This is a genomic window from Streptomyces sp. F63, assembly GCF_018070345.1.
Taxonomy (GTDB): domain Bacteria; phylum Actinomycetota; class Actinomycetes; order Streptomycetales; family Streptomycetaceae; genus Streptomyces.
Genome location: NZ_JAGPXX010000011.1, coordinates 142,453 through 166,953, shown reverse-complemented (window position 1 = coordinate 166,953; position 24,501 = coordinate 142,453). Strand labels below are relative to the sequence as shown.

21 protein-coding genes are annotated in these 24,501 nt (G+C 75.9%); 10 read left to right on the top strand and 11 right to left on the bottom strand.

Going from position 1 to position 24,501, the window contains the following annotated elements; genetic code table 11:
• Positions 1-24 precede the first annotated feature (24 nt).
• Entirely contained in the window at positions 25-813 is a 789-nt protein-coding gene (locus KBZ10_RS14760; RefSeq protein ID WP_210988066.1) for a glutamate racemase, read from the bottom strand.
• Between the two features lie 130 nt (positions 814-943).
• On the opposite strand from KBZ10_RS14760, the gene KBZ10_RS14755 reads away from it, so the two are divergent.
• On the top strand, positions 944-2,152 hold the full coding sequence (locus tag KBZ10_RS14755) for a glycosyltransferase (protein ID WP_307847432.1): 1,209 nt from the start codon (positions 944-946) through the stop codon (positions 2,150-2,152).
• 43 nt (positions 2,153-2,195) lie between these two features.
• Here KBZ10_RS14755 and KBZ10_RS14750 read toward each other — a convergent pair whose 3' ends face one another.
• Entirely contained in the window at positions 2,196-3,518 is a 1,323-nt protein-coding gene (locus KBZ10_RS14750) for a TerD family protein (protein WP_210988095.1), read from the bottom strand.
• A gap of 301 nt (positions 3,519-3,819) precedes the next feature.
• On the opposite strand from KBZ10_RS14750, the gene KBZ10_RS14745 reads away from it, so the two are divergent.
• The 3 genes from KBZ10_RS14745 to KBZ10_RS14735 all read left to right on the top strand — a co-directional run bounded on the left by KBZ10_RS14745 (position 3,820) and on the right by KBZ10_RS14735 (position 7,809).
• Positions 3,820-4,287, top strand: coding sequence for a DUF6643 family protein (locus tag KBZ10_RS14745; protein ID WP_210988064.1), 468 nt, complete (start codon positions 3,820-3,822; stop codon positions 4,285-4,287).
• Positions 4,288-4,351: 64 nt separating this feature from the next.
• Positions 4,352-5,188 carry an MOSC domain-containing protein gene (locus KBZ10_RS14740; protein WP_210988063.1) on the top strand — a complete coding sequence of 279 codons (837 nt, stop codon included), beginning with the start codon at positions 4,352-4,354 and terminating at the stop codon, positions 5,186-5,188.
• Between the two features lie 158 nt (positions 5,189-5,346).
• Positions 5,347-7,809, top strand: coding sequence for a right-handed parallel beta-helix repeat-containing protein (locus KBZ10_RS14735; protein ID WP_210988062.1), 2,463 nt, complete (start codon positions 5,347-5,349; stop codon positions 7,807-7,809).
• A gap of 90 nt (positions 7,810-7,899) precedes the next feature.
• On the opposite strand, the gene KBZ10_RS14730 is transcribed toward KBZ10_RS14735, so the two are convergent.
• Complete coding sequence (locus tag KBZ10_RS14730) at positions 7,900-10,293, bottom strand: hypothetical protein (RefSeq protein ID WP_247702367.1); 2,394 nt, start codon at positions 10,291-10,293, stop codon at positions 7,900-7,902.
• 223 nt (positions 10,294-10,516) lie between these two features.
• Between KBZ10_RS14730 and KBZ10_RS14725 the strand changes: the two genes are divergently transcribed.
• Positions 10,517-11,371 (top strand): DeoR/GlpR family DNA-binding transcription regulator, encoded by an 855-nt coding sequence (locus tag KBZ10_RS14725; protein ID WP_210988061.1) that lies wholly within the window; start codon positions 10,517-10,519, stop codon positions 11,369-11,371.
• Between the two features lie 31 nt (positions 11,372-11,402).
• On the opposite strand, the gene KBZ10_RS14720 is transcribed toward KBZ10_RS14725, so the two are convergent.
• On the bottom strand, positions 11,403-12,530 hold the full coding sequence (locus KBZ10_RS14720; RefSeq protein WP_210988093.1) for a PLP-dependent cysteine synthase family protein: 1,128 nt from the start codon (positions 12,528-12,530) through the stop codon (positions 11,403-11,405).
• Positions 12,531-12,709: 179 nt separating this feature from the next.
• On the opposite strand from KBZ10_RS14720, the gene KBZ10_RS14715 reads away from it, so the two are divergent.
• Both KBZ10_RS14715 and KBZ10_RS14710 read left to right on the top strand, forming a co-directional pair.
• The gene (locus KBZ10_RS14715) at positions 12,710-13,039 is read left to right on the top strand and encodes a hypothetical protein (RefSeq protein ID WP_210988060.1); all 330 of its coding nucleotides are present in this window, start codon (positions 12,710-12,712) and stop codon (positions 13,037-13,039) included.
• Positions 13,040-13,225: 186 nt separating this feature from the next.
• Positions 13,226-13,801, top strand: a complete 576-nt coding sequence (locus KBZ10_RS14710; RefSeq protein ID WP_210988059.1) for an ATP-binding protein — start codon at positions 13,226-13,228, stop codon at positions 13,799-13,801.
• A gap of 28 nt (positions 13,802-13,829) precedes the next feature.
• On the opposite strand, the gene KBZ10_RS14705 is transcribed toward KBZ10_RS14710, so the two are convergent.
• Positions 13,830-15,074: an ROK family protein gene (locus KBZ10_RS14705; RefSeq protein WP_210988058.1), complete on the bottom strand. Its 1,245-nt coding sequence runs from the start codon at positions 15,072-15,074 to the stop codon at positions 13,830-13,832.
• A gap of 17 nt (positions 15,075-15,091) precedes the next feature.
• Here KBZ10_RS14705 and KBZ10_RS14700 point away from each other — a divergent pair, with 17 nt between their 5' ends.
• Positions 15,092-16,366 carry an MFS transporter gene (locus tag KBZ10_RS14700; protein ID WP_210988057.1) on the top strand — a complete coding sequence of 425 codons (1,275 nt, stop codon included), beginning with the start codon at positions 15,092-15,094 and terminating at the stop codon, positions 16,364-16,366.
• A 76-nt stretch (positions 16,367-16,442) separates the two neighbouring features.
• On the opposite strand, the gene KBZ10_RS30045 is transcribed toward KBZ10_RS14700, so the two are convergent.
• The 6 genes from KBZ10_RS30045 to KBZ10_RS14670 form a co-directional block, all read right to left on the bottom strand.
• Positions 16,443-17,075 (bottom strand): Pycsar system effector family protein, encoded by a 633-nt coding sequence (locus KBZ10_RS30045; protein WP_282107830.1) that lies wholly within the window; start codon positions 17,073-17,075, stop codon positions 16,443-16,445.
• 3 nt (positions 17,076-17,078) lie between these two features.
• Positions 17,079-18,203: a hypothetical protein gene (locus KBZ10_RS14690; RefSeq protein WP_210988056.1), complete on the bottom strand. Its 1,125-nt coding sequence runs from the start codon at positions 18,201-18,203 to the stop codon at positions 17,079-17,081.
• A complete protein-coding gene (locus KBZ10_RS14685) occupies positions 18,200-20,530 on the bottom strand; it encodes a hypothetical protein (protein WP_210988055.1) in 2,331 nt (776 codons plus the stop codon). The genes KBZ10_RS14690 and KBZ10_RS14685 overlap by 4 nt, the downstream gene beginning before the upstream one ends.
• Positions 20,527-21,378, bottom strand: coding sequence for a hypothetical protein (locus KBZ10_RS14680; RefSeq protein ID WP_210988054.1), 852 nt, complete (start codon positions 21,376-21,378; stop codon positions 20,527-20,529). The genes KBZ10_RS14685 and KBZ10_RS14680 overlap by 4 nt, the downstream gene beginning before the upstream one ends.
• A gap of 159 nt (positions 21,379-21,537) precedes the next feature.
• Complete coding sequence (locus KBZ10_RS14675; protein WP_210988053.1) at positions 21,538-22,248, bottom strand: Crp/Fnr family transcriptional regulator; 711 nt, start codon at positions 22,246-22,248, stop codon at positions 21,538-21,540.
• A gap of 193 nt (positions 22,249-22,441) precedes the next feature.
• Complete coding sequence (locus tag KBZ10_RS14670; protein WP_307847430.1) at positions 22,442-22,666, bottom strand: hypothetical protein; 225 nt, start codon at positions 22,664-22,666, stop codon at positions 22,442-22,444.
• 396 nt (positions 22,667-23,062) lie between these two features.
• On the opposite strand from KBZ10_RS14670, the gene KBZ10_RS14665 reads away from it, so the two are divergent.
• Complete coding sequence (locus KBZ10_RS14665) at positions 23,063-23,947, top strand: alpha/beta fold hydrolase (protein ID WP_210988052.1); 885 nt, start codon at positions 23,063-23,065, stop codon at positions 23,945-23,947.
• 53 nt (positions 23,948-24,000) lie between these two features.
• Positions 24,001-24,498 carry a DinB family protein gene (locus KBZ10_RS14660; protein ID WP_210988051.1) on the top strand — a complete coding sequence of 166 codons (498 nt, stop codon included), beginning with the start codon at positions 24,001-24,003 and terminating at the stop codon, positions 24,496-24,498.
• The last annotated feature ends 3 nt before the right edge of the window (positions 24,499-24,501 follow it).

Genomic DNA, 24,501 nt, shown 5'->3' with positions numbered 1-24,501 from the left:
GCGGGCGGGTCAGCGGCGGGCGGATCAGCCGCGGGCGGGGGTCGCGGCGCCCAGGACGCGGCCCTCGGCGTAAACCGGCGCGGCCACCGGCAGGCCCGTTTCCCGACCGTTCTGGAGCACGACGAGCCCGCCCTCCGGCGCGGCCCCGGGCCGGGGCTCGGCCCCGATGCGCCGGAGCGCCTGCGCGGCGACGGCACCGGCCGAGCCGTACAGGGTGACCGCCGGTCCGCCCGGGCGCCGGACGGCGGCCAGAATGCGCTCGGCGACCAGTTCGTAGTGGGTGCAGCCCAGCACGACGGCCCGGACGCCGGGCGGGGTGAGCGCCGCGGCGGCGGTCACAGCGGCGTCGATCCCCGCCTCGTCGGCGCGTTCCACGGCGTCCGCGAGCCCGGTGCAGGGCACTTCCGTGACGGGCACGCCGTCCGCGAAGTCCCGGATCAGGCGCCGCTGGTACGGGCTGCCGGTGGTGAGGGGGGTGGCCCAGATGGCCACCGGGCCGCCGCCGGCCGCCGCGGGCTTGATCGCCGGTACCGTGCCGACCACGGGCAGGCCGGGCTCCAGTTCGGCCCGGAGCGCGGGCAGGGCGTGCACGGAGGCGGTGTTGCAGGCGACGATCAGCGCGTCCGGCCGGTGCGCGGCCGCCGCTCTCGCGCAGGCCAGGGCGCGGCCGGCGACGTCCTCGGGGGTGCGCGGGCCCCACGGCATGCCGGCGGGGTCGGAGGAGAGCACGAGGTCCGCGTCGGGCCGCAGTGCGCGCACCGCGGCCGCGGCCGCCAGCAGTCCCAGCCCGGAGTCCAACAGCGCGATCTTCACCGGGCAACCTTATGCGATGGGCGCCGTGCCCCCGCAAGGAGACCGCCCGCCGCCCGGGCACACGGATGACCGGCACCAAAACACGCAGCGGCTCACCGGCGGCACTCTCCGGGTCCGGCAGACTTCCCGGGTGACCTACCTCACCTCGATCGCCGTCCTGTCCCTGGCCGCCTGGGGGTGGCTCCTGCTGGGCCGGGGGTTCTACTGGCGGACCGACGTCCGGCTGCCGGAGCGCAGGGAGCCCGCCCGGTGGCCGCCGGTGGCCGTCGTCGTGCCGGCGCGCGACGAGGCGGCCGTGCTGCGGGACAGCCTCGCCTCCCTGCTCGGCCAGGACTATCCCGGGTACGCCGAGATCTTCCTGGTGGACGACGGCAGCACCGACGGCACCGGGGATCTCGCGCGGGCGCTGGCCGCCCGCCCTCCGCTCTCCGTGCGCCGGGGCGGCCTGCCGCTGACCGTTCTCTCCCCCGGGGAGCCCGAGCCGGGCTGGACGGGGAAGATGTGGGCGGTGCGGCACGGAATGGCGGCGGCCCGGTCCCGGACGCCGCGCCCCGAGTACCTGCTGCTGACCGACGCGGACATCGTCCACCACCGCGACAGCCTGCGCGAGATGGTGAGCGCGGCCCGCCACTCGGGTCTCGACCTGCTCTCCCTCATGGCGCGGCTGCGCACCGTGACCCCCTGGGAGCGGCTGGCCGTCCCGGCCTTCGTCCACTTCTTCGCACAGCTCTACCCCTTCCGCCGGGTCAACCGGCCCGGCACCCGCACGGCCGCTGCCGCCGGCGGCTGCATGCTGCTCCGCGACGAGGCCGCCGAGCGGGCCGGTTACCCGGAGACCGTGCACGACGCGGTCATCGACGACGTCGCCCTGGCGCGGGCCGTGCGGGACGGCGGCGGACGGATCTGGCTGGGACTGGCCGACCGGGTCCGCAGCGTGCGGGCGTATCCGCGGCTGCGGGACATCTGGCAGATGGTGGCCCGCAGTGCGTACACGCAACTGCGGCACAATCCGGCGCTGCTGGCGCTGACGGTGCTCGGGCTGCTGCTGGTCTACGCGGTGCCGCCCGTCGCGCTCGTGGCCGGCCTGGCGGGCGGGGCCCCGGTGGCGGCCGTGGCGGGCGGCCTGGCGTGGGCGGTGATGGCCGGCACGTATCTGCCGGTGCTGCGCTACTACGGGCTGCCCCGGAAGGCGTCGCTGCTGCTGCCGTTCACGGCGGGGCTCTACCTGGTGATGACGGTCGGTTCGGCGGTACGGCACGCGCGGGGCCGGGGGGCCGCGTGGAAGGGACGGGTGTACGCGCCGCGGCCCGGCACCGCCGAGGAGGGTGCCGGGCCGTGACCGCCGGGGCGGCGGCCGGTGTCCGGGAACGGCTGCCGGGCCGTCACTTCCGGCCGGGGGTCCAGTTCATGCCCCAGCCGTACGCGTGGTCGACGGTGCGCTGGGGGCTGACTCCCCGCTCCGGCACCAGGTAGCGGGCCTCGCGCCGCACGACCAGGTCGCCGCCCTCGTTGGTGAGCAGGGCCAGGGCCGCGACGGTGGAGGGGACGGTGCATTCGTCGAGGGAGAAGTCCACCGGGGCGCCGTGCTGCGGTTGGAGGGTGACCGTCGCGTGCAGATCGGCGAAGCTGCGGGCCCCCTCGTAGATGGTGACGAAGATCAGGATGCGGCGGAAGTCGCTCTTGTGGTCGAGGTTGATGGTGAGGTTCTCGCCGGTGGCCCTGGCGCCGGTGCGGTCGTCGCCGTCCAGATGGATGAAGGGCGGCCGGTGCAGTGAGCCGTAGGCGTTGCCGAGGGCCTGGACGACGCCCTTGGTTCCGTCGCGGAGTTCGAAGAGCGCGCACAGGTCGAGGTCCAGGTCGGCGTGCAGGGCCATGGCCCGGCCCAGTTTGCTGCCCCAGCCCTTGAACTGCTTGCGCATCTCCCAGTTGAGGTTGACGCGCAGGGCGCCGGAGGTGCCCCCCTGCTTGCTGAGCGAGACGGTGGGGGCGGCCTTGGTGAGCGTCACCTTGGACAGGCTCACCGGCGCGGCCGGAGGGGCGGGAGGCGCGGGCGGCGGAGCGGGCGCCGGGGAGTGCGCCGGTGCGCTCTGCGGGGCGGGCGCGGGCGGCGCCGGGGGCGGCGCGGCGGGGGCCGCGGGGGACGGGGCGGCCGGCGCGGCGGGGGACGGGGCGGCCGGCGCGGCGGGCTCGTCCACGGTGATGCCGAAGTCGGTGGCGAGGCCCTCCAGCCCGGAGCCGTATCCCTGCCCGACGGCCCGGAACTTCCAGGCGCCCTGGCGGCGGTAGAGCTCCCCGAGGACGAAGGCCGTCTCGACGGTGGCGTCCTCGCTGTCGAACCGGGCGAGCTCCGCGCCGTCCGCGGCGTCCAGGACCCGGATGCGGAGGCCGGGGACCTGCCCGAACGTGCCGCCGTCCGCGGAGGCGGCGAGGACGACGGTCTCCACGGCCGGCTCGGTCCGGGCGAGATCGACCTCCAGGGTGTCGGTCACCAGATCGCCGGAGGTGCGTTTGCCGGCGTGCCGGACCGCTCCCGAGGTGTGGGCCGGCTGGTTGTAGAAGACGAAGTCCGCGTCGGAGCGGACCTTCCCGGACGCCTGGAGCAGCAGGGCCGAGGCGTCCGCGTCCGGTACGCCGGGGCCCGTGCGCCAGCCCAGTTCCACCCGCACCGCCGGCGCCGGAACCGGGACATTGGTGCCCTTGCGCATCGCCATGCCTCTCCCCCTCGATCTCTCGGGTCCTCCGTGCCGGGCCGCGTCCGCGGCACGACTTCGTCCGGGAACAACCTATGACCGGGGGGCCGTGATGCGGTACCGCGACTCCCCCGGGGGTCCCCCGGCCACCCCCGCGTCACCGGAGCGGAACCAGGTCTTCACCCCGTGCGGAGCGGTCCGGCGGAGGCATTCGTCCGGTTCCGTCCCCTTGCTGCTCCGCAGCCGCTCCCAACTCGCGAAACAACCCCCTTACTGCTCTCCCCAATAGGCACATCATGGGCTTAACTTATGCAGCATGACCTCCCCCCGCTCCACCTATGGCGGCGGTTACTACTCCGCGTCCGCCTTCCCCGACACCCCGATCTACGACAGCCTCGTCGCAGAGCGCGGTACCCCGCAGATCGCGCCGATCCGTGTGCCCGCGGCATACGACACCGGCGGCAATCTGCCCGCGCTGCCGTCGGCGCTCCCCGCGCTGCCGGCCGCCCCCTCCCAGCCCTCGCAGGGATACGGCTACGGCTACCCCGGCCCGCAGCAGCCCGCACCGCTCCAGCAGGCCCCCGCGCCGTACATCCCGCAGCAGGCCGGCGCCCCCCGGGGCTACCCCGGTCCGCAGCAGTACCAGGGCGGCCAGCCGGGCGGCACGGGCTACGACGCGATGCGCCCGGCGACTCCCCGCCCGGCCGCCCCGCGCCCGGTGCCCGGCCCGTACGAGGATCCCTACGGCCAGCAGCGCTCGTACCAGCAGGGCCGCGGCTACTGACGGAACCGGCCGCGCCGCCCCCCCGGCACGGTCCGGCAGCGGCACGGCAGGCACACTGCTGTCCATGGCGACCCCCTCCCTCCTCGCGCTGCACCGCTACCCCGTCAAGTCGCTCGCGGGCCACGCCCCTGACGAGGCGGTGGTCGAGCCGTGGGGACTCGCCGGGGACCGCAGATGGCTGCTGACCGGAGCGGACGGCGCCATGCTGACCCAGCGGAGCGTTCCGGGACTCGCGCGGCTCCGGGCGGCGCCCCTGCCGGACGGCGGCATCGAGGTCACCGCGCCGGGCCGGGAACCGCTGCGCGCCGGGGCACCGGGACCGGGCGCGACCGTCCCCGTGCAGGTCTTCCGGGACGAGGTCGAGGCCGTGCCCGCGGGCCCGGCGGCCGACGCCTGGTTCAGCGCCCTGCTGGGCGCCGGCACCCGGCTGCTCCACCTGGACGACCCGGCGCACCGCCGGCCCGTCGACCCGGCGTACGGACGGCCCGGTGAGACGGTCGGCTTCGCCGACGGCTTCCCGCTGCTGCTCACCACCACCGCGTCGCTCGACGCGCTGAACTCCTGGATCGCGGAGGGGGATCACGCGCACGAGGGACCGCTGCCCATGAACCGTTTCCGGCCGAACGCCGTCATCGGCGGCACCGAGCCGTGGGAGGAGGACGACTGGGCCGCCGTGCGGATCGGCGGGGTGGTGTTCCGGGTCGTCAAGCCCTGCGCCCGCTGCGTGATCACGACCACGGACCAGCGGACCGGCGAGCGCGGCAGGGAACCCCTGCGCACCCTCGCGCGGAAGCGGAACGCCGGCGGCCGGCTGCTCTTCGGCCAGAACCTGATCCCGGAGGGGACCGGCACCCTCCGGCTGGGCGATCCGGTGCAGGTCGTCGCCCGGCGCCCCCGGTGAGCGGCACCGCCGCCGCGGGCCCGCCCGCCGGGCCCGGTCCCGCGCACAACCCCTGACCGGTCAACTCCCGCCTCCCGCGCACGCTACGGTGGGTCGCCGGAACACACAGCCGGATCCGGCGAACAGACGCACGCACGAGGTGGGGGCACGGCAGCAGCATGGCACCACAGGGCACGGTCCAGGTGACGTACACCGGCACGTCGCGGTGGCGGCGCCGGACGGGCGAGTACGCCTCCCTCGCCGCGGCCCTGGAGGCCGCCGGGGACGGCGACGTGCTCTCCATAGCCCCGGGCACCTACCGGGAGAACCTCGTCGTCGAGCAGGCGGTCACGCTCCGCGGCGCGAGCGGCGGCCGCGGCTCGGTGCGGATCGCCCCCATCGACGGGGTGGCGCTGACCGTCCGCGCCTCCGCGGCCGTGCACGACCTGCACCTGGAGGGCCAGGACTCGTCCGCGCCCGCGCTGCTCGTGGAGGACGGCACCGCGGAGATCACCGGCATCCGGGTGGCCACCCGTTCCGCCGCCGGCATCGAGGTCCGCGGCGCTGCCCGGCCCACCGTGCGGCGCTGCACCGTCGACAACCCCGGCGGCGCCGGCATCAGCGTCCTCGGCGGCGCGGGCGGCGCCTTCGAGGACTGCGAGGTGCTCGCGGCCGGCCAGTCCGGGGTCTCCGTGCACGGCGGCGCGCACCCGCGGCTGGAGCGCTGCCGCGTGCACCACGCCTCCGGCTCCGGCATCTCCCTCACCGGCGAGGGCAGTTCCCTGGAGGCGTTCGGCTGCGAGGTGTACGAGATCAAGGGCGCGGGCCTGCGCGTCGCCTCCCGGGCCACCGGGCACCTCACCGACTGCACGATCCACCGCACCTCCGGCGACGGCGTCACCCTCGACACCGACGCCTCCCTCACCCTCTCCGACTGCGACATCCACGACGTCCCGGAGAACGCGGTCGATCTGCGTTCCCGGTCCGTCCTCACCCTCACCCGCACCAAGGTCCGTCGCTTCGGCCGCAACGGGCTGTCCGTCTGGGACCCCGGCACGCGGGTCGACGGCCACCAGTGCGAGATCCACGACAGCACCGGCGACTACCCGGCGGTGTGGGTCAGCGACGGCGCCGCCGTGGTCCTGGAGTCCTGCCGGCTGCACGATGTCCCCGACGCGCTCTTCGTCCTCGACCGCGGCTCCCGCGCCGACGTGGTGGACAGCGACCTCTCCCAGGTGCGCAACACGGCCGTCTCCGTGAGCGACGGGGCCACCGTGCAGCTCGACGACTGCCGCATCCGGGACGCCGCCACCGGCGCCTGGTTCCGCGACCACGGCACCGGCGGCGTCCTCTCCGGCTGCACCGTCGACTCCACCGCCACCGGCGTCATCGTCACCAAGGGGGCCGACCCCACCGTCGAGCGCACCACGGTCAACTCCCCCACGGAGGCCGGCTTCTACGTCTCCGCGGAGGGCCGCGGCACGTTCACCTCCTGCCGGGTCACCGGCAGCGGCGGCTACGGCTTCCACGTCATCGACGGCTGCCGGACGACGCTCACCCGCTGCCGCACCGAGCGCTGCGCCCGCGGCGGCTACGAGTTCGCCGAGGCGGGCCCGGTCAGCGAGGACTGCACCAGCGACGAGAGCGCGGTCCCGCCCGCCGCCCCGACGGCCGCGGCGACCGGGACGGCGCCGGTGGCGGGAACGGCGGAGGCCCCGGCGGGCCTGCTGGGCCCGGTGCCCGAGCGGCGCACCGCCGCCGTCCCGGCGGTCCCGGCGGTCCCGGCGGTCCCGGCAGCCGCCGAGCCGACGGCAGCGGCCGCCCCGGACACCCGGCCCGCGGACGAGGTGCTCGGCGAACTCGACGCCCTGGTCGGCCTGGAGAGCGTCAAACGCGAGGTGCGCGCCCTCACCGACATGATCGAGGTCGGCCGGCGACGGCAGGAGGCGGGGCTCAAGGCCGCCTCCGTCCGGCGCCATCTGGTCTTCACCGGCTCCCCCGGCACCGGGAAGACGACCGTCGCCCGCCTCTACGGCGAGATCCTGCGCTCCCTCGAAGTGCTGGAGAGCGGCCACCTCGTCGAGGTCTCCCGGGTGGACCTGGTCGGCGAGCACATCGGCTCCACGGCCATCCGCACCCAGGAGGCGTTCGAACGGGCCCGCGGCGGTGTGCTGTTCATCGACGAGGCCTACGCGCTCTCGCCGGAGGACTCGGGGCGCGACTTCGGCCGTGAGGCCATCGACACCCTGGTGAAGCTGATGGAGGACCACCGGGACTCCGTCGTGGTCATCGTCGCCGGGTACACGGCCGAGATGGAGCGCTTCCTCACCGTCAACCCCGGGGTCGCCTCCCGCTTCTCCCGGACCATCGCCTTCGGCGACTACACGCCCGAGGAACTGCTGCGGATCGTGGAGCAGCAGGCGGAGGAGCACGAGTACCGGATCGGTGAGGGCGCGGCCGAGGCCCTGCTCAAGTACTTCACCGTGCTGCCCAAGGGCCCGGCGTTCGGCAACGGGCGCACGGCGCGGCAGACGTTCGAGGCGATGGTGGAGCGTCACGCGGGCCGGGTCGCCCAGCTGTCCGCGCCGACCACCGACGAGCTGACCCTGCTGTACCCGGAGGACCTGCCGGACCCCGGCTGAGCTCGCGGAGACGCGGACGGAACCGCCGCCGGGCCGCTGAACCCGCTTCCCGGCCGCGCCGGCCGCCGCTCCCCGGGCGCGCGGACCCGTTCAGCCGCCCGGCGCCGCTCCGGCCGGGCGCGGCTTCGGCACGTCCGGGAGCCGTTCCAGCAGCGCCGCCCGTTCCTCCGCGAAGACCGGATCGGCCTGGTATTCGAAGTGGCCCAGGATCGGCGCGGGCAGCGGGTGTTCCGGGGTCCGTCCGTAGGCGAGCGGGTCCTTGAGCGGGCCGCGGTCCACATCGGGGCCCGGGGGGTCGTCGGCGCAGGCCGGTGCGGGGAGCATGACGGGCCCGCCGATCGGATCGGTCTCCCGCCACAGATTGCGCCAGCAGTGGACCTCGTGGTGCAGGGCATGCAGCGGTCCGGGCCCGAAGTAGGCGGGGAACCAGCGTCCGTAGAGCCGCTCCAGCGGCGAACCGTAGGTGAGCAGCGCGACCCTGCGGCGGGCCCGCGGGCTGAGCTGCCAGACCGCGGCGGCCGCCAGGACACTGCCCTGGGAGTGCCCGGAGAGGACGATCCGGCCGCCGGTGCTCCCCGTCCAGGTCTCCATGCGCCACGTGAGGTCCGGGACGGCGCGCTCGGCGTAGCAGGGGGGCGCGAAGGGGTGCGCGGCGCGCGGCCAGAAGGTGCCGACATCCCAGAGGATGCCGATGGTGCGGCGGACCGCGGCATCGCGGTAGGCGCGGCGGCCGCCGGCGAGGAAGAGCAGGAAACCCAGGCCCATCAGCCAGGAACCGAGCGCCTGAGAGGTCTGGGCGGTCGCCTCGATGACGCCGGGCGCGCCCTCGGCGGCCCGTCCGGGCACCTCGCCGGTGCTCCACGCCCCGGCGACCGCCACCCCGCCCAGCAGCAGGGTGACGGCGGCGGTGGCACCGAGGAACCAGGGGGCGCAGTCGGTGAGCCGCGCGGTGGCGGTGACACCGGCGATCCTGCGGGTGCGCGCCGTGTCCTCCGGCTCCCCGGGATGGCTCGCCCGGACCGCGTCGATCCGCTCGCGCCGCACCCGCCAGGTCTGGCCGGCGAAGTAGGCGGCGATCACGACGAGGACGGCCAGCAGCGGGGGGATGACGGCCGCGTTCCAGGACAGCACGGCCGGCGGCCCGGTGATGTAGCCGTCGTTCATCCCGGGGGTGCCGGGCCCGTCCAGCCAGTCGGCGACGCGCTGGGCGACGCCTCCGGACATCACCCCGCCCAGCGCGCAGGCGAACACGGCGACGGCGGCTCCGCGGAAACCGTGCAGGGCCGAACGGCGGTCGGGGTCGGTGCGGTGGAGCCGGTGGCCGGTCCAGGCCGCGGCGAGCACCAGGGCTCCCTGGCCGAGGGCGATGACGCCGAAGGTCTCGTCCCCGGGCAGCAGGCCGCCCGACCGCCAGCCGGGACGCGACCAGGACGCGTGCACCGCGGACAGCACCAGCAGTCCGAGCGCGGCGCCGGGCAGGAAGCGCACGACGGCACGGTCCAGCCGGCCGTCCGGTACGGATTCGGTGCGTCCCCGGGAGCTCACCACCCAGACGACGAACACGCCGGCGAGGACCAGCGACACCTCCAGGCACCAGCCGAAGAGGTCGAGCCAGAAGCCGCCGCCCGGTTTGCGGTCGTACCGGGTGGCGGCCGCGGAGAGCGCGGCGGCCACGGTCAGGAAGCCGGCGGCGGTGTGCGCGGCGCGCAGCCGGGCCACCAGCCGGCGGCCGTACCAGAAGCCGGGCAGGCGCAGCGCGGGCTGGTGGGCGGTGCCGGGGTCGCCTTCCCGCAGGGGTTCGTGCACCGGCGGCGGCGCGGACTCGTAGGCGCTCCAGGTGTGGTGGGAGAGCCACCACAGCAGCCCGGTCAGTGCCGCGGGGACGAGGGCGGCCAGTGCCAGACGGCGGCCGGGCTGGCTCCACCAGCCGCCGTGGCCGGGCGAGAGGAAGCCCAGCCAGGCCCGGCTCCCGGCGCAGGCCGTGGAGCCGGCGCACTGCCAGGCGACGAGGTCGAGGGCGACCTCGCAGGCCGCGGCCGTCAGGAGCACGGTCAGGCTGAGGGCGACCAGGCGGATCAGCAGGCCGTACAGGCGGATCAGCGTCCTGCTGTCCGCGGCGGACGGACGCATCCAGTGCGCCAGGTTGACGACCATGAACGGCAGTAACAGCAGCCACAGCGCGCGGGCGCCGTTGCCGGAGGTCAGTCCGCCCCAGCAGTACGCTTCGGGGACCGGCTCGCCGCCGTGGCGCCCGGGCTGCCGTTCCGCACCGGCGTCGTCGGCGCGGCGGTGGATGCCCGCGGTGTTGTCGCCCGTGACACGGACGGTGCGCGGGTCGTCCAGCACCTCCTGCGGTGTGGCGCCGCCGACTCCGTGGACGAGGAGCTCCAGGGCGGGCCCGGGTGCCTCCCGCTCGCGCTCCGCGTCCGCCGGCCGGCCGTCCCGGTCCTCCGGTCCGGCCGTGTCCGGATGTGTGACCGCCATGGTGATCTCCCGATCCGTCCGCTCCGGAGCACCAGGATCCCGCCCGGCGGCGGCCGTTCGCGGGCGGCTCGGCGGAGGTGAGGCCGGATCGTGACCGGACGCACACGCTCCGGCCACAGCGCGGGGGCGGGTCCTCCCCCGGCACGGGCCCCGCGCCGTGGGAGGATGGCCGACGCGACGGGGAGGCCGGGCAGGTGCCCGCTGACGAGGGACGGGGGCTGAAGTGAGCGAGAGCCAGAACCTGCTGGCGGAGCAGCGGCGGGCACTGATCGTCGACGAGGTCCGGCGGCGGGGCGGCGTACGGGTCAACGAGCTGACCCGGCGGCTCAACGTGTCCGACATGACGGTCCGCCGGGATCTGGACGCGCTGGCCCGGCAGGGCATGCTGGAGAAGGTGCACGGCGGTGCCGTGCCGGTCGCGGAGGCCAGCTCCCACGAACCGGGGTTCGAGGCGAAGTCCACGCTGGAGCCCACCGCCAAGGAGGAGATCGCCGGTGCCGCGGCGGCGCTCGTGGCCCCCGGCAGCGCCGTCGCGCTGTCCGGCGGCACGACGACGTTCGCGCTGGCCCGCCGGCTGGTGGACGTCCCGGATCTGACGGTGGTGACGAACTCCGTGCGGGTGGCGGACGTCTTCCACACCGCTCAGGGCGCTGCCCCGTCCGCGCGCCCCGGCGCTCCCCGGCAGGCGCCCGCCACGGTGGTGCTGACGGGCGGGGTGCGCACCCCCTCGGACTCGCTGGTCGGTCCGGTCGCCGACCAGGCCATCCGCTCCCTCCACTTCGACCTGCTCTTCCTGGGCGTGCACGGGATCTCGGCGGAGGCCGGGCTGTCCACGCCCAACCTGGCCGAAGCGGAGACCAACCGGCGGCTGGTGCGTTCGGCACGGCGCGTCGTGGTGGTCGCCGACCACACCAAGTGGGGCACGGTGGGGCTCAGTTCGTTCGCCTCGCTGGAGGAGGTGGACGTCCTGGTGACGGACCGGGGCCTGTCGCCGGCCGCCCGGGCGGAGATCGCCGAACGGCTGCCGGAGCTGATCGTCGCCGGTGAGGACGAGGGCGGGAGCGCCACGGACGGCTGACCGCCCGCCGGCCGCGCCCGGCGGCGCCGTCTCAGCGGCCCCGCCACTCGCCGGTGGCGAGCAGGGTGGTGATCGCGTCGCTGTACGGGCCGATGTCCAGGCCCTGTTCGGCCAGCCAGGCGTCGGAATAGTACTTGTCGAGATAGCGGTCGCCGCCGTCGCAGATGAGGGTCACGACGCTGCCCCGCTGCCCGGCGGCGGCCATCTCGGCGACGATCTTCAGGGAGCTCCACAGCCCGGTGCCGGTGGAGCCGCCCGCCCTGCGGCCGATGGCGCGTTCCAGGGCCCGCACGGCGGCGACGCTGGCGGCGTCGGGGACCTTCATCATCCGGTCGATCGCGCCGGGGACGAAGCTCGGTTCCATCCGCGGGCGGCCGATGCCCTCGATGCGGGAGGCGCTGTCGCAGCGGGCATCCGTGTCACCGCTCGTCCAGCCCTCGAAGAAGCAGGAGTTCTCCGGGTCGGGGACGCAGACGCGGGTGTCGTACTGCATGTAGCGGACGTACCGGGCGATGGTCGCCGAGGTGCCGCCGGTGCCGGCGGTGGCGACGATCCAGGCGGGCTCGGGGTAGCGCTCCAGGCGGAGCTGTTCGTAGATCGATTCGGCGATGTTGTTGTTGCCGCGCCAGTCGGTGGCCCGCTCCGCGTAGGTGAACTGGTCCATGTAGTGGCCCCCGGACTCGGCGGCGAGCGCGGCCGAGACCTCGTACACCGTCCGCGGGTCGTCCACCAGATGGCACCGGCCGCCCTGGAACTCGATCAGCCGCATCTTCTCCGGGCTGGTGGTGCGCGGCATCACCGCGATGAAGGGCACGCCGATCAGCTGGGCGAAGTACGCCTCGGAGACGGCGGTGGAGCCGCTGGACGCCTCGATGACGGGTTTCCCCGGCCGGATCCACCCGTTGCACAGCCCGTAGAGGAACAGCGACCGGGCCAGCCGGTGCTTGAGGCTGCCGGTCGGATGGGTGGACTCGTCCTTGAGGTACAGGTCGATGCCCCAGTCGGCGGGCAGGGGGAACCGCAGCAGATGGGTGTCGGCCGACCGGTTGGCGTCCGCCTGGACCTTCCGGATGGCGTCGCCCAGCCAGGCCCGGTACCGCGGGTCACTGCGGTCGGTGTCGAGGGTGACGGCCGGACAGCCGGCCGGTTGCTGCTCCATGGTGCTCACCAGCGCCGCTCCTCGCGATCACGTCCCGGACCGGGCGTGCCGCCGCCGGGTCGGCTCGATCATAGGCCGGGACTGGTGTACGGGGCCGGTCACGGGCACACTGACCGGCAGGGCGGCAATCGAGCGGGGCGGACGGAGAAGCCCCGCCGGACCCCGAGGGGGCGGTACGGATGGCGGAACCGCAGTTCAAGGCGGAGCGGGTGGGGATCGGGCACCGGCTGCGTTCCCTGACCCGGGCCGGGCAGGTGCAGATCCGGGACGGCAAGCTGACGCTCATGAACAGCCAGGGCACGGAGATCGACAGCGCGCCGGTGCATCTGGTGCGTGCCGGGAAACCCTGGTTCGCGGGCGGTGACGAGGCACTGGCCACGGTCAACGGCCACCGCTACCGGCTCAAGCTGGGCTCACGCGACCCGGAACAGGGCGAGGACGGACCGCCCTCGGCGCGGCGGTTCTTCGACGCCGTGCGCACGGCCGGAGGGGACGCCGCCCGCGAGTGACGCGCGGGGCCGTGGGTTGCGGCCGGGCCGGTCCGGGGCGAGGCTGGTGGGACGTTGACGGAGAGTCCACCGGCGGTGACGCTTCTCTGCGGGTCCCCGCCGGGCGCATACGGCCGTCACCCCCACGGCCGGGTGCGTTCCGTTGGATGCGTTCCAGTCCCCGGATCTCTTCAGGGAGTCGCAGCCGTGATCAGCAAGCCACGCGGGCACTGCGCGGTGGAGCTCCAGGCGCTGCCGCCGCGGATCGGCCACGTGCGCAGAATCCTCTCGGCCCATCTGCGCTACTGGCGTCTCGACGCCTTGATCGACGCGGCGGCGCTCGGAGTCACCGAGTTGCTCAGCAATGTCCACCGCCATGCCCGGCCGGACAAGAACTGCACGGTCGAGATCGTCCTGCTGCCGGACCGGTTGACGGTGTCGGTGCAGGACAGCGACCCGCGCCCGCCGCACGTCCGCTCCGCCGGCCCCTCCGCCGCCTGCGGCCGGGGGCTCTCCCTGATCGCCTCCGTGAGCCAGAGCTGGGGGGTGCGTGAGCGGGAGGGGGAACGCGGCAAGGCCGTGTGGTTCTCCCTGTCCGCGCCGGTGACCGCCGGTCCCGGCGCGCCCCCGTCCGCCGCCCCGCCGGTCGCCGCCGAGGAGCGGCCGGGCGGTACGGCGCCGGCCTCCGTCCCGTCCTCCGGCGCCGCCGCCGGAACGCCTCGCGGCGCGCACACCCCGGTGGCGCCGCGCGAGCCCGCCGCGACCGGCGCCCGCCCGGGCTGAGCGGCGGTGCGCGGCCGGCCGCGGGGGCTCAGCCGAGGAGGGCGCCCAGCGGGTCGTCCAGGACCGGCTGCCAGGCCAGCTCGGCCGCGCCCACCAGGCTGTTGTGGTCCAGTGCGCACTCCAGCACCGGCACGCTGCCGCTCCGCCCCCACAGGCTGCGTTCGGCGACCACCGCGCGCAGCCGCTCGGGGTCGGCCTTCAGCAGGTCCTGGTAGAGGCCGCCGAGCACGATCCGGTCGGGGTTGAGGATGTTGACGAGCCCGGCCAGCCCGAGACCGAGACGGGCGACGAGCAGATGCGCCGCGCTCCGTACGGCCGGGTCGCCGTACTCCGTGCGGAGCAGGTCGCGGGAGCGCTGCAGCAGGGACACCTCCGGGCCCGGGTCGCGCCCGGCGGCCGTCACGAAAGCCAGCGGGTCGGCCTCGACGTCGAGGCAGCCGCGGTTGCCGCAGTGGCACGGGCGGCCGTCCGGGTTGACGGTCAGATGGCCGACTTCCAGCGCGAGGCCGGCACTCCCGGTGTGCAGACGCCCGTCGAGGACGAGTGCGCCGCCGACACCGCGGTGTCCGGTGGCCACCACGAGCAGGTCGCGGGCCCCGCGGCCGGCGCCGTGCCGGTGCTCGGCGAGCGCCGCGAGGTTGACGTCGTTGCCGGCGAAGACGGCGGGGCCGCCGGAAGAGCCGGGAGAGCCGGGAGGCCCGGGGAGGATGCCGGCGTCCCGTACGGCCTCGCGGAAGATCTCCCGGACCGGCGCGCCGACGGGCCAGGCGAGGTGGAGCGGGTTGAGGGCGGTTCCCTCCGGCTCGGCCACCGCGGAGGGGACCGCCAGCCCGGCGCCCACGCAGCGGCGGCCGCTCTCCGCGAGCAGCCCGGCCCCGGCCTCGACGACGGCGGCGAGCACGTGCCCGGGGTCGGCCGGTACGTCCTGGCAGCCGGGCGCGGTCGCGACGATGCGGCCGCCGAGCCCGACCAGCGCGGCCCGGAAGCCGTCGGCGTGCACCTGCGCCGCCAGCACCACCGGTCCCCGGTCGTCGACGGCCAGCCGGTGCGACGGCCTGCCCTGCGCTCCGGCGGCACCGCCCGGCCGGGAGTCCACCGTGATCAGCCCCAGCGCCTCCAGTTCGGCCGCGACGGCACCGGCGGTCGCCCGCGTCACGCCGAGCTCCGCCGTGAGGACGGCGCGGGTCGGCGCCCGTCCGGTGTGTACGAGCTCCAGCGCCGGGCCGAGGGCGTTGCGGCCTCTCTCCAGCCGTGTTGTCCGAGGTGGGGTCACCCCCCTATTCTGACTTTGTGCCGACCCTGAACAAAATACGGACGGGCCGTTCGGGCGGAAAGGGCGGCACCACCGCCGATTCCGTACTGAACCGGCTGCGTACCGCGCTCACCCTCTTCTTCGCCCTGGACGGCTTCGTCTTCGCCGGCTGGGTCGTCCGCATCCCCTCGGTCAAGGAGCGGACCGGCGCCTCGGCCGGCGACCTGGGCCTGGCCCTGCTCGGCGTCTCCGCGGGCGCGGTGGCCACCATGATGGTCACCGGCCGGCTCTGCCACCGCTTCGGCACCGCCCGCGTGACCGTGGCCAGTGCCGTCCTGCTGTCGCTGAGCGTCGCGCTGCCCGCTCTCACCCACTCCGTGCTCGCCCTGGGGCTGGTGCTGCTGCTCTTCGGCACCGGATACGGGGCCGTCAACGTCGCCATGAACAGCGCGGCCGTGGATCTGGTCGCCGCGCTGCGCCGCCCGGTCATGCCGTCGTTCCACGCGGCGTTCAGCCTCGGCGGCATGGTGGGGGCCGGCCTGGGCGGCCTGGTGGCCGGACAGGTCTCCGCCGCCCGGCATCTGGCCGCGCTGAGCCTCACCGCGCTGCTCCTCACGGCTGCCGCGGGGCGCGTCCTGCTGGCGCATCCGATCCCCGTCCCGGAGCGCGCCGCGTCCCGCGCGCCCCGCGCGGGCTCCGGGGCCCGCACGGCCGGACCCGCCCCCCGGCACAGCTCCCGCACCCGCCGGGCGGTCGTCCTCTTCGGGTTCATCGCCTTCTGCACCGCCTACGGCGAAGGCGCACTCGCGGACTGGGGCGCGCTCCACCTCCAGCAGGACCTGGCGGCCCACCCCGGTGTCGCGGCCGCCGGCTACGCCCTCTTCGCCCTGGCCATGACGGCGGGCCGGCTCACCGGTACCGCGCAGCTGCTGCGGCTCGGCCGGACCCGTGCCCTGGTGGCCGGCGGCGCGACGGCCGCCGCCGGGATGCTGCTGGGCGCCCTGGCGCCCAGCGTCTGGCTCGCGCTGCTCGGCTTCGCGGTGACCGGTCTGGGCCTGGCCAACGTCTTCCCCGTCGCCGTCGAACGGGCCGGGGCACTGGCGGGCCCGAGCGGTGTGGCCACCGCCTCCACCCTCGGCTACGGCGGCATGCTGCTCGGCCCGCCCGTCATCGGCTTCCTGGCCGACTGGTCCTCGCTGCCCACCGCGCTCACCACCGTCGCCGTCCTGGCGGCGCTGTCGGCTCTGGCGGCCCCGTTCCTCGGACGGACGGTGAGCCCGGACGCCGGGCCCGCGAACCACCCGGGCGGCTGATCCCCGGCGTGCTCCCCGGCCCGGAGCTCCGGGCCGGGGCACCGGTGCGGCGGCGGTCCTCCCCCGCCGGGCGGCGTCACTGCAGCAGCCGGACCGCCAGCAGCAGGGCCCCGCCCGCCGCGAGGCACAGCACACCCCGCCGGAGCCACCGGTACTTCACCGCCAGGATCAGCCCGAGGGTGCAGGACTGCTCCACCATCCACCGCTGCGGCTCCCGGCCCGCCCGCGCCACCCGGGGCAGCAGTGCCTCCGCCGACGCCCCGCCCGGAAACCTCGTCAGGTCCGCGAAGAAGGTCCCGTCGGCGGCCCCCGCCGCACGGCCCGGGCGGGCCGGCGGGCGCCTGCGCGGCATGACCACCGCCGCCAGCATGACGACCCCGGCGGCCCACAGCAGGGCCCCGGCCGCGGCGGCGGCCGCGGGCAGGGCCGGCAGTCCGTCCCCGTACCAGGTCAGCACCATGACGAGGACCGCCATCGCCCCGGAGAGCAGGATCGACGCCTTGGTGTCGGCCCGGCCCATCTCCTCCCGCACGGCGCTGTGCAGCCGCTCCGCGACGAACTGCGCGCCGGCACCGGCCGGCCGCCGCCCGCCGTCGGCACCCGGAGACCCGGCGTCCGGGACTCCGCCCGGGGCGCCTCCGGGCGCCGGGGTGCCGGACGCCGGCGCCGCACCGGGCGGCCCCCCGCCCGCCGGTGGCGTCGCCGTCATCCGTCACCCCCCGCCGGGCCGCGCCGGGCCCCCGCCCGGCCCGGTGCCGCCGCCCGGGCCGTCCTCCCGCTCCGCCTCCCAGAAGGGCCTGGGCCGCGCCGGCTCCCGCGCGCCGGCCGCGTCACCGCCCGGGTCCAGGGCGCGGTGCGACGCGTCCCCGGCCGTCTCGACGACCCGCCGGGTGCCGGTGCGCAGGAACTCCACCACGGCCTGCGCCTGGTCACCGAGCTGCCAGGTCTCCAGCAGATTGCCGTCGATCAGCCGTCCGATGAGCTCCATGGAGTCCTGGCGGGCCTCCCGCTGCTCGTTCCGCAGCATGGCGTGGATCTTCGGCAGGTCCTGCGGGCTCCGGGCCATCATCTCGGCCATGAGGGCGGTCTCGCCGCGTTCCAGGGCGCCCTGGAAGTGCGCGGTCCACTCCCGGATGCTGGTCCGCTCGCCCTCGTCCTTCAGCCGCCGCAGATCCTGGTCGATCCGCTCCAGCACCGTCAGGTGCCGCGCCTCGACCACCCGTTCGGTGTGCCGGACCGTCAGCTCGTCCGGGCCGATGTCCGCGAACACCTCGAGTTCCAGGCCGAACGCGCTGCCCGGGTCGCCCCCGCCGAGGGCCTCGCCGACCGCCTCGTTCGCGGCCTTCACGTCGTGGACGGCGTACCGCCGGGTGACCTCGCGGAGCCGCGACTCCAGTTCGGGGATCATCAGCTGGGCCACGTCGGACACCTGGCTGTTCGCCACCGTGTACGGATCCCGCACGCGCCAGCGGACCTTGACGCGGGCGGGGAAGAACAGGGCACTGTCGGCGGTGGGCAGCTTCACCTCGAACTGCGCGACGTGCCAGCCGAGCTGGACGTCCACCACCGTGTAGGGCCGGGAGAAGAAGTGGAGCCAGTGCCCGCGGTCCCCCTCCGGGTTCACCACGCGCGTGGAGCGCATGCGGTAGTAGAGCACCGAGGCGACCTGGGCGCTCGGGTGCCGGTAGGGCCACTTCGGCGTGTACTCGCGGACGAACGGGCCGGCGAGGTCCTGCGACGGGCCGACCGCGGCGGGCCGGGGTCTGTACGCGGCCGCCGGCCCGCCGGGGGCCTGTCCGGGCAGCCCGGTGCGGGGCTGGTGGTGTTGGACGGTCATGGTGCGGTGTTCCCTTCCCCTGGTGCCATTGCTTCCCGGACCCGCGCCGTCACGGCCGGATCGACCGACTCGTCGGGGTCCCGGTCGAGCCGGTCCGCCAGATGGCACAGGCGTTCCCGTCCGGGCTCGTCGGCGGCCAGCAGCGGCAGGAACCGGCAGAGTTCGTCCAGCAGCGCCCGGTCCCGCTCCCCCCGGCGGATCCAGTCGGCGAGCGCGGTGAGCACGGCGTCGCGGGACCGGCCGGTGTCCAGCGCGAACCGCACCAGGTCGGCCAGCCGGTGACGCTCCGCGGGTTCGGCCGCGAGCAGGGCGGCCACCAGCGGCCGGCTGAGATACGGCTCCAGCTCCGCCCGGTCCTCCAGCCCCCACAGCGCCCAGGCCCGCATCGACACGGTGCCGACCACGGCGAGCAGCGCGAGGTCGCGGCGGCCCGCCCGCCCGTCACCGAGCCAGCGGCCGATCCGGGTGACGACGGTGCCGGGCGCGGGACCGGCGAGCAGCCGCACGACGCTGTAGGCGGTGTCCTCCAGCAGGCCCCAGTCCGTCTCCGTCGCGCCGTCGGCCCGGTCCCCGGCGGCACCGGCCAGCCGGCCCAGCTCGTCGAGGGAGGCGGAGAGCGACTCCTCCACCGAGCCGTAGCCGTGCACCAGCGCGGCGGTACGGCGCAGCAGCGGGTCCGTGCCCCGGGCCCAGCCGCGGACCAGGGCGCGCGCCGCGCCCCGGACCGCCTCGTGGCGGGCGCCCTCGGCCGTCGCCGTGGCGGCGGCCAACCGCTGGGTCGCGGAGTCGGAGCCGGCCATCGGCAGCACCAGCTCGGCCAGCGCGTACGGGTAGTCGCGCCAGGACAGCGCGCCGGCGGCCACCGCGGCGGGCACCCAGACGGCGGCCCGGCCGTCGTCGCACAGGGTGCGCAGCCAGCGGCAGAGCGGGCCGCGCGCGTTGTGGTGCTGGTCCCAGAGATGGCCGAGGACCGCCGAGGACAGGGCCCGGCCCTGGAAGCGGACCGTGCGCACCGGCACTCCGACGTCCCCGACCGGTGCCGCGCCGTCCTCCAGGACCGCGCGCGCGGCGGTCAGCCGGGCCTGGAGGTTGTCGGTGAACAGCGGCCGGCCGGGCACCTCCTCGGGCGCCCAGGTCGCGGCGTACTCCCAGGCCAGCTGTTCGGCGGCCTCGGCCGCGACGCTGTACGGAGCGCCGTTGTACACGGCGAGCGCGGTCCGGAAGGCGGCGGGGCGGAGGGTGGTCAGCGCGGTGGCCAGGCTGCCGCCGCGGCCGGCTCCGGCGAACCAGGACCGGGCCTGGCGGGCCGCGAACCCGGCGCACTCGGCGCGCAGTCCCTCGTCCGTCAGCTCGCCCCCGGCGTGCCGGACCAGCAGGCCGGCGAGGCTGACGGCCTCGTGGGGCCGCAGCCGCTCCAGCCCGAGGGCCCCGGTCACGTCCTCGCCGCGGGAGGCGGCCACCGCGCGTTCGACGGCTCCGGACCCGCCGGCGCCGAGGAGGGGACGCAGATGGCGGCGGAGCACGTCCACCGCCTCCGGCGGCCGGAACAGGGCACCGTAGCGGCCGCGCAGCAGCTCGTCGGCGAAGTCGCCCGCGTCCACGACGAGGACGGCGTAGGCGTCGCGTGCGGTGAGCAGGTCGCGCAGCCGGTCGAGGTGGATCCCGGCCGGGCGGGACCCGGCGCCGCCCCGCGCGCGGTGGCCCTCGCCCGGGGTTCCGGCCGGGGTGTCGTCCGCTCCGGCCCGGGAGGCGGGAAAGCCGTCCACGGGGATCTCGGCGAGGTAGCCGTGGCCGTCCTGGATGTCCGCGTCGGCGATCCGGTCCAGCTCGGTGCGCGGGTCCATGCGTTCGACGGTGCCGCGGGTCAGTTCGTCGAGGAGGGAGAGCGCCGCGTAGCCGCGGCCGGTGCCGGGGTCGCCGCAGAGCGCGATGATCCGCCGTTCCGCCAGCAGGGTCCGGAGCTCCGCGTAGCCGGGGGGTTCGGCGAACACCAGGCGCAGGGCGCGCAGTTCCTCCCGCGGCACGGTGCCCGAGACCAGGGAGGGACGGCCGCCGAACTGGTAGACGTCGCCGACGTGGACGGCGCCCGTCGTGCCGTCCACGACGGTGTTGGGGCCGTGCACGGTGAAGTTGGCGCGGGCCTCGCGCACCGCGTGCACGGCGTCCGCTCCGGTCCCGCCGCCGGCCGGCCCGCGCGGCCCCTGGAGGGCGCGCGGCCTCTCCGGCGGGGCGCCGGCCTTGTCCACACCCGGCTCCTCCCGGCCCGAGCCGGCCTCGGCGCCCCGGCCGCCGGCGGCCGGGGCCGCGCCCGGCTCGTCGTCGCTCACCGGGTCCCGTCCCCGCCCGCGCGCTGCTTCCGTCCGCGGCCGACCGCGGTGGAGCCCGCTTCGAAGGTGTTGCCGTCGATGACCGTGTTGTCCCCGTCGATCTGCTCGAAGACGTACTTGGGCGCCTCCCGGCGCGGTTCCGGCGGTACCGGTGGCCGGCCCTTCTCCCGGCCGGCCTCTCCGGTACCGCCGGGCGCGCCCGCCCGGGACCCCTCCCCCGAAGGGTCCCCGGTGGCCTGGGCCGGTCCCGCCGCGGGCAGCGGGGGAACCGGCAGTCCGGGAACGCGGAACCATGCGGTCAGCCTGGCCTGCTTGGCCTCCACCGGCGCGGGCCGGTAGTGCTCCGGCTCGACGAACCGGCCGCCCTCGGCGACGACCGACTGGTACAGCCAGTCGGAGACGACGAACACGAGGTCCGAGCGGGGTGCCGCCGCGAGGACCCGGCGGGCGGCGGCGCTGTCGCACAGTGCGCACGCCTGGTCGACGGTCGTGCCGACCAGTCCGCGGCCGTCGTCGGCCACCGGCCCCGCGTGCATGCCGATCCGGAGCCGCAGCCGGGCGTCCGGGCGGCCGCCGCGGTTGTGCTCGCGCAGCCCCTGGTGGACCTCCTCCAGCCACAGGCCGACCATGGCTTCCGGCGGCGTCGCCGGGTCGGTCGCGAGGAGCACCCCGTCGCCGCGGTCCTCCAGGTGCACCCGGTCCGCCGGGAGGTCCACCGCGCACAGCGCCTCCTCGACCAGCCGGTACACCGCGTCGCGCAGGTGGAGCTTGCCGCGCAGGTCCCGCTGGGAGGAACCCTCCGCGTCCACGCTGACGATCAGCCGGTTGACGGCCTGTCTGGTCCTCACGGGTACTCCTCGGCTGCGGGGCGTGCTCGACGGGACCAGACTGGCCCGGGGCACGGGGCCCCGTCCGTAGCCGTTTACACAGTTGGGCCCATTTCGCCGCCGCCGCCCGCCGGCCGGCCCCTCGCCGAGCGGTCCTCCGGCCGCCCGCCGGAGCGGGCCCTACCCCGCGTCCCCGCCCTCCCGGGTGGACTCGCCGCGGGCGAGGAGCCGCAGCAGCGCGGGGTTCTCCACCACCAGACGGCGGTGCGCCGTGCTCACCACGCCCTGCTCGCGGAGCAGCCGCAGCGCCTTGGCGACGGCCTCCCGGGTGGTGCCGATCGCGGCGGCCAGGTCGTGCTGCGGCATGGGGAGGGCGATGGCCACCCCGCCGCCCTCGGCCGAGGCGCCCGCCCGGTCGGACAGTTCGACGATCCGGGCGGCCAGCCGCCGCAGGACGTTCTCCGAGGCCAGGGCCCGGCGTTCGCCGTCGGAGCTGCGCAGCCGGGAGCTGAGCTGCCGCATGATCGGGCCGTTCGCGGCGGGGTGCGAGGCCAGGAAACCGCGGAACCGGTCGCCGGGAATGACGAGTGTGTCGAGGGGCCCGAGGGCGGTGATGGTGGCGCTGCGCGGGCCCCGGTCGACGGCCGCGAGATCGCCGACCACCGATCCGGCGCCCCGCACGGCCAGGATCAGCCGGCCGCCCCGCTCGGTGTCGACGGAGACGGTCGCCCAGCCCCTGAGGATGGCGACGACGAAGGACGTGCGGTCGCGCTCCCGCATCAGCACTTCCCCCGGCGCGTAGCGGCGCGCGGTGCCCAGCCTGACCAGGGCGGTGCGGTCCGGCGCGGGAAGGGCGTCCAGGAAGGAACGCCCCTGCTCGAAAAGGCCCACCGGGCCACCCCCATCCGGTGCTGCGCGGGCGGGGCGCACGGGTCCTCCCGCGGCCGCCGGGCCTGCGCGCCGGAACGCTACCGAGTGCCTGACGGGTAGTCAAAGCTCCTTGACACAACCGCTGTACCGGACACCGGCGCCTCCCCTCCGCCCGTGGATCCGCGCCGTTCCCCGCCCGGCGGCCCCGTCCGCCCTACGGCATCCCCGTCCCGTACTCCGGCCCGGTCCACTCGCCGACCACCGCCGAGGCGGCCAGAACGACCGCGACGAGGGCGGCGAACACCCAGAGGGGCCGCAGCCGGTGCATCCGCACCCGCAGGCTCCCGGCGGCGTACCGCTGCCGCGCGGGCGCGCGCCGCCCCACCGTCCGTCCGGCGCGTCTCTTCCAGTACACGAGCCGGTAATAGAGCTTCAGCACGATTCCCCCTCCGTCGCGGCCCCGGGCCGCCGCTCGCGCACGGCTTCCGTCGCGGCACGGCCCCGTCCGCCCGGAGCCCCCTGCCCGGCTCCGTGGCATCACGTTTCTACCGTGCCGGTCCGACATCCACGATCCCGGACGGCCCGGCACCCGGCCCCGTGCCGGAACCCGGTGGGGGCACGGCCGGAAACGGTCCCTCCACCCCCGTCCGCCGGTCCACCCGGACGGCGGACGGCGGACGGCGGACGGCGGCACACCAACGAGCTCCGCCGCGCCGGGGTTTGGGCTCCGACGCGCTGGACAGCCGCTTGCGCGACGGGGAGACGCCGCGGGGGCGGGAGGCGGCCGCCCCCCTCATGCGCCGGGACGCGAACCGGCACCCGAACGGGAGGGCTCATGTTCGAGGACTTCACGCTCAGCACCCGGACCGTGGACGACGCGGGCGCCATCCGGCTGCGCTTCCGCCACGGCGGCGAGGGACCCGCCGTCCTGCTGCTGCACGGCCATCCGCGGACCCACGCCACCTGGCACCGGGTGGCCCCAATCCTCGCCGCAGCCGGCTACTCCGTCGTCTGCCCGGATCTGCGGGGCTACGGGCAGTCGTCGAAACCGCCCACGGACGATCGCCATCTTCCGTACTCCGAGCGCGCCATGGCCGGTGACTGCGCCGCCCTGATGCGGTCGCCCGGTCATGAGCGGTTCGCCGTGGCCGGTCATGACCGGGGCGCCTATGTCGCGACCCGGCTCGCCCTCGACCACCCGGAGGCGGTGCGCTCGCTCAGCGTTCTGGACGCCGTCCCCATCGGTGAGGCCCTGCGCCGGTGCGATGCCCGGTTCGCCGGCGCCTGGTGGCACTGGTTCTTCCTCGGGCAGACGGACCGGCCCGCCGAGCACGTCATCAACGCCGACCCGGACGCCTGGTACCGGGCCGGACCCGGGGCGATGGGCCGCGAGGCGTACGAGGATCTCCGCGCCGCCCTTCACGACCCCGCGACCGTGCACGCCATGTGCGAGGACTACCGCGCCGGTCTCGGCCCCGACCGGGAACACGACGACCACGACCGGCAGGCGGGCCGGCGGATCTCCTGTCCGGTACAGGTCCTCTGGGCGACCGGCGACGACATGGAGTTCCTCTACGGCGACGTCCTGGCCGTATGGCGGGACTGGGCCGGCGACCCGTGCGGCGGCCCCATCGCGTCGGGCCACCACACGGCCGAGGAGGCCCCGGAGGAGCTCGCCCGCAAACTTCTCCGTTTCTGGCAGCGGAGGGGAACGGGCTGACCCGGCCGCCGTCCCCACCGGCGTTGTCGTACCCGGCTGTTACGGTCCCCGGCATGACCCGACGCGTGCCGTTCACCGGCGACGAGAAGCAGAGCCTGCACATCAGTCTCGACCGGCACCGCGATGTGGTGCTGTGGAAGCTCGACGGGCTGGACGACGATCAGCTGCGCCGCCCCATGACGCCCTCCGGCACCAGCCTGCTGGGCCTGGTGAAGCACCTGGCCTGCGTCGAATACGGCTGGTTCTGCGACACGTTCGGGCGGGAGGCCGAGCCGCTCTGGTTCGACCCCTTCGAGAACGAGGACATGGCCGTCGGGCCGGGCGAGACCACCGCCGCCATCGTGGACTTCTACGGCCGCGCCCGCGCCGCCGCCGACCGCGCCGTCCTCGAACTCCCACTGGAAACCCCGGGCACCTCCTGGAACGGCAACAAGGTGTCGCTGCGCTGGGTCCTGATCCACATGGTGGAGGAGACCGCCCGCCACGCCGGGCAGATGGACATCCTCCGCGAACTGATCGACGGCGCCACCGGCGACCACCCGCGCGCCTGAGAT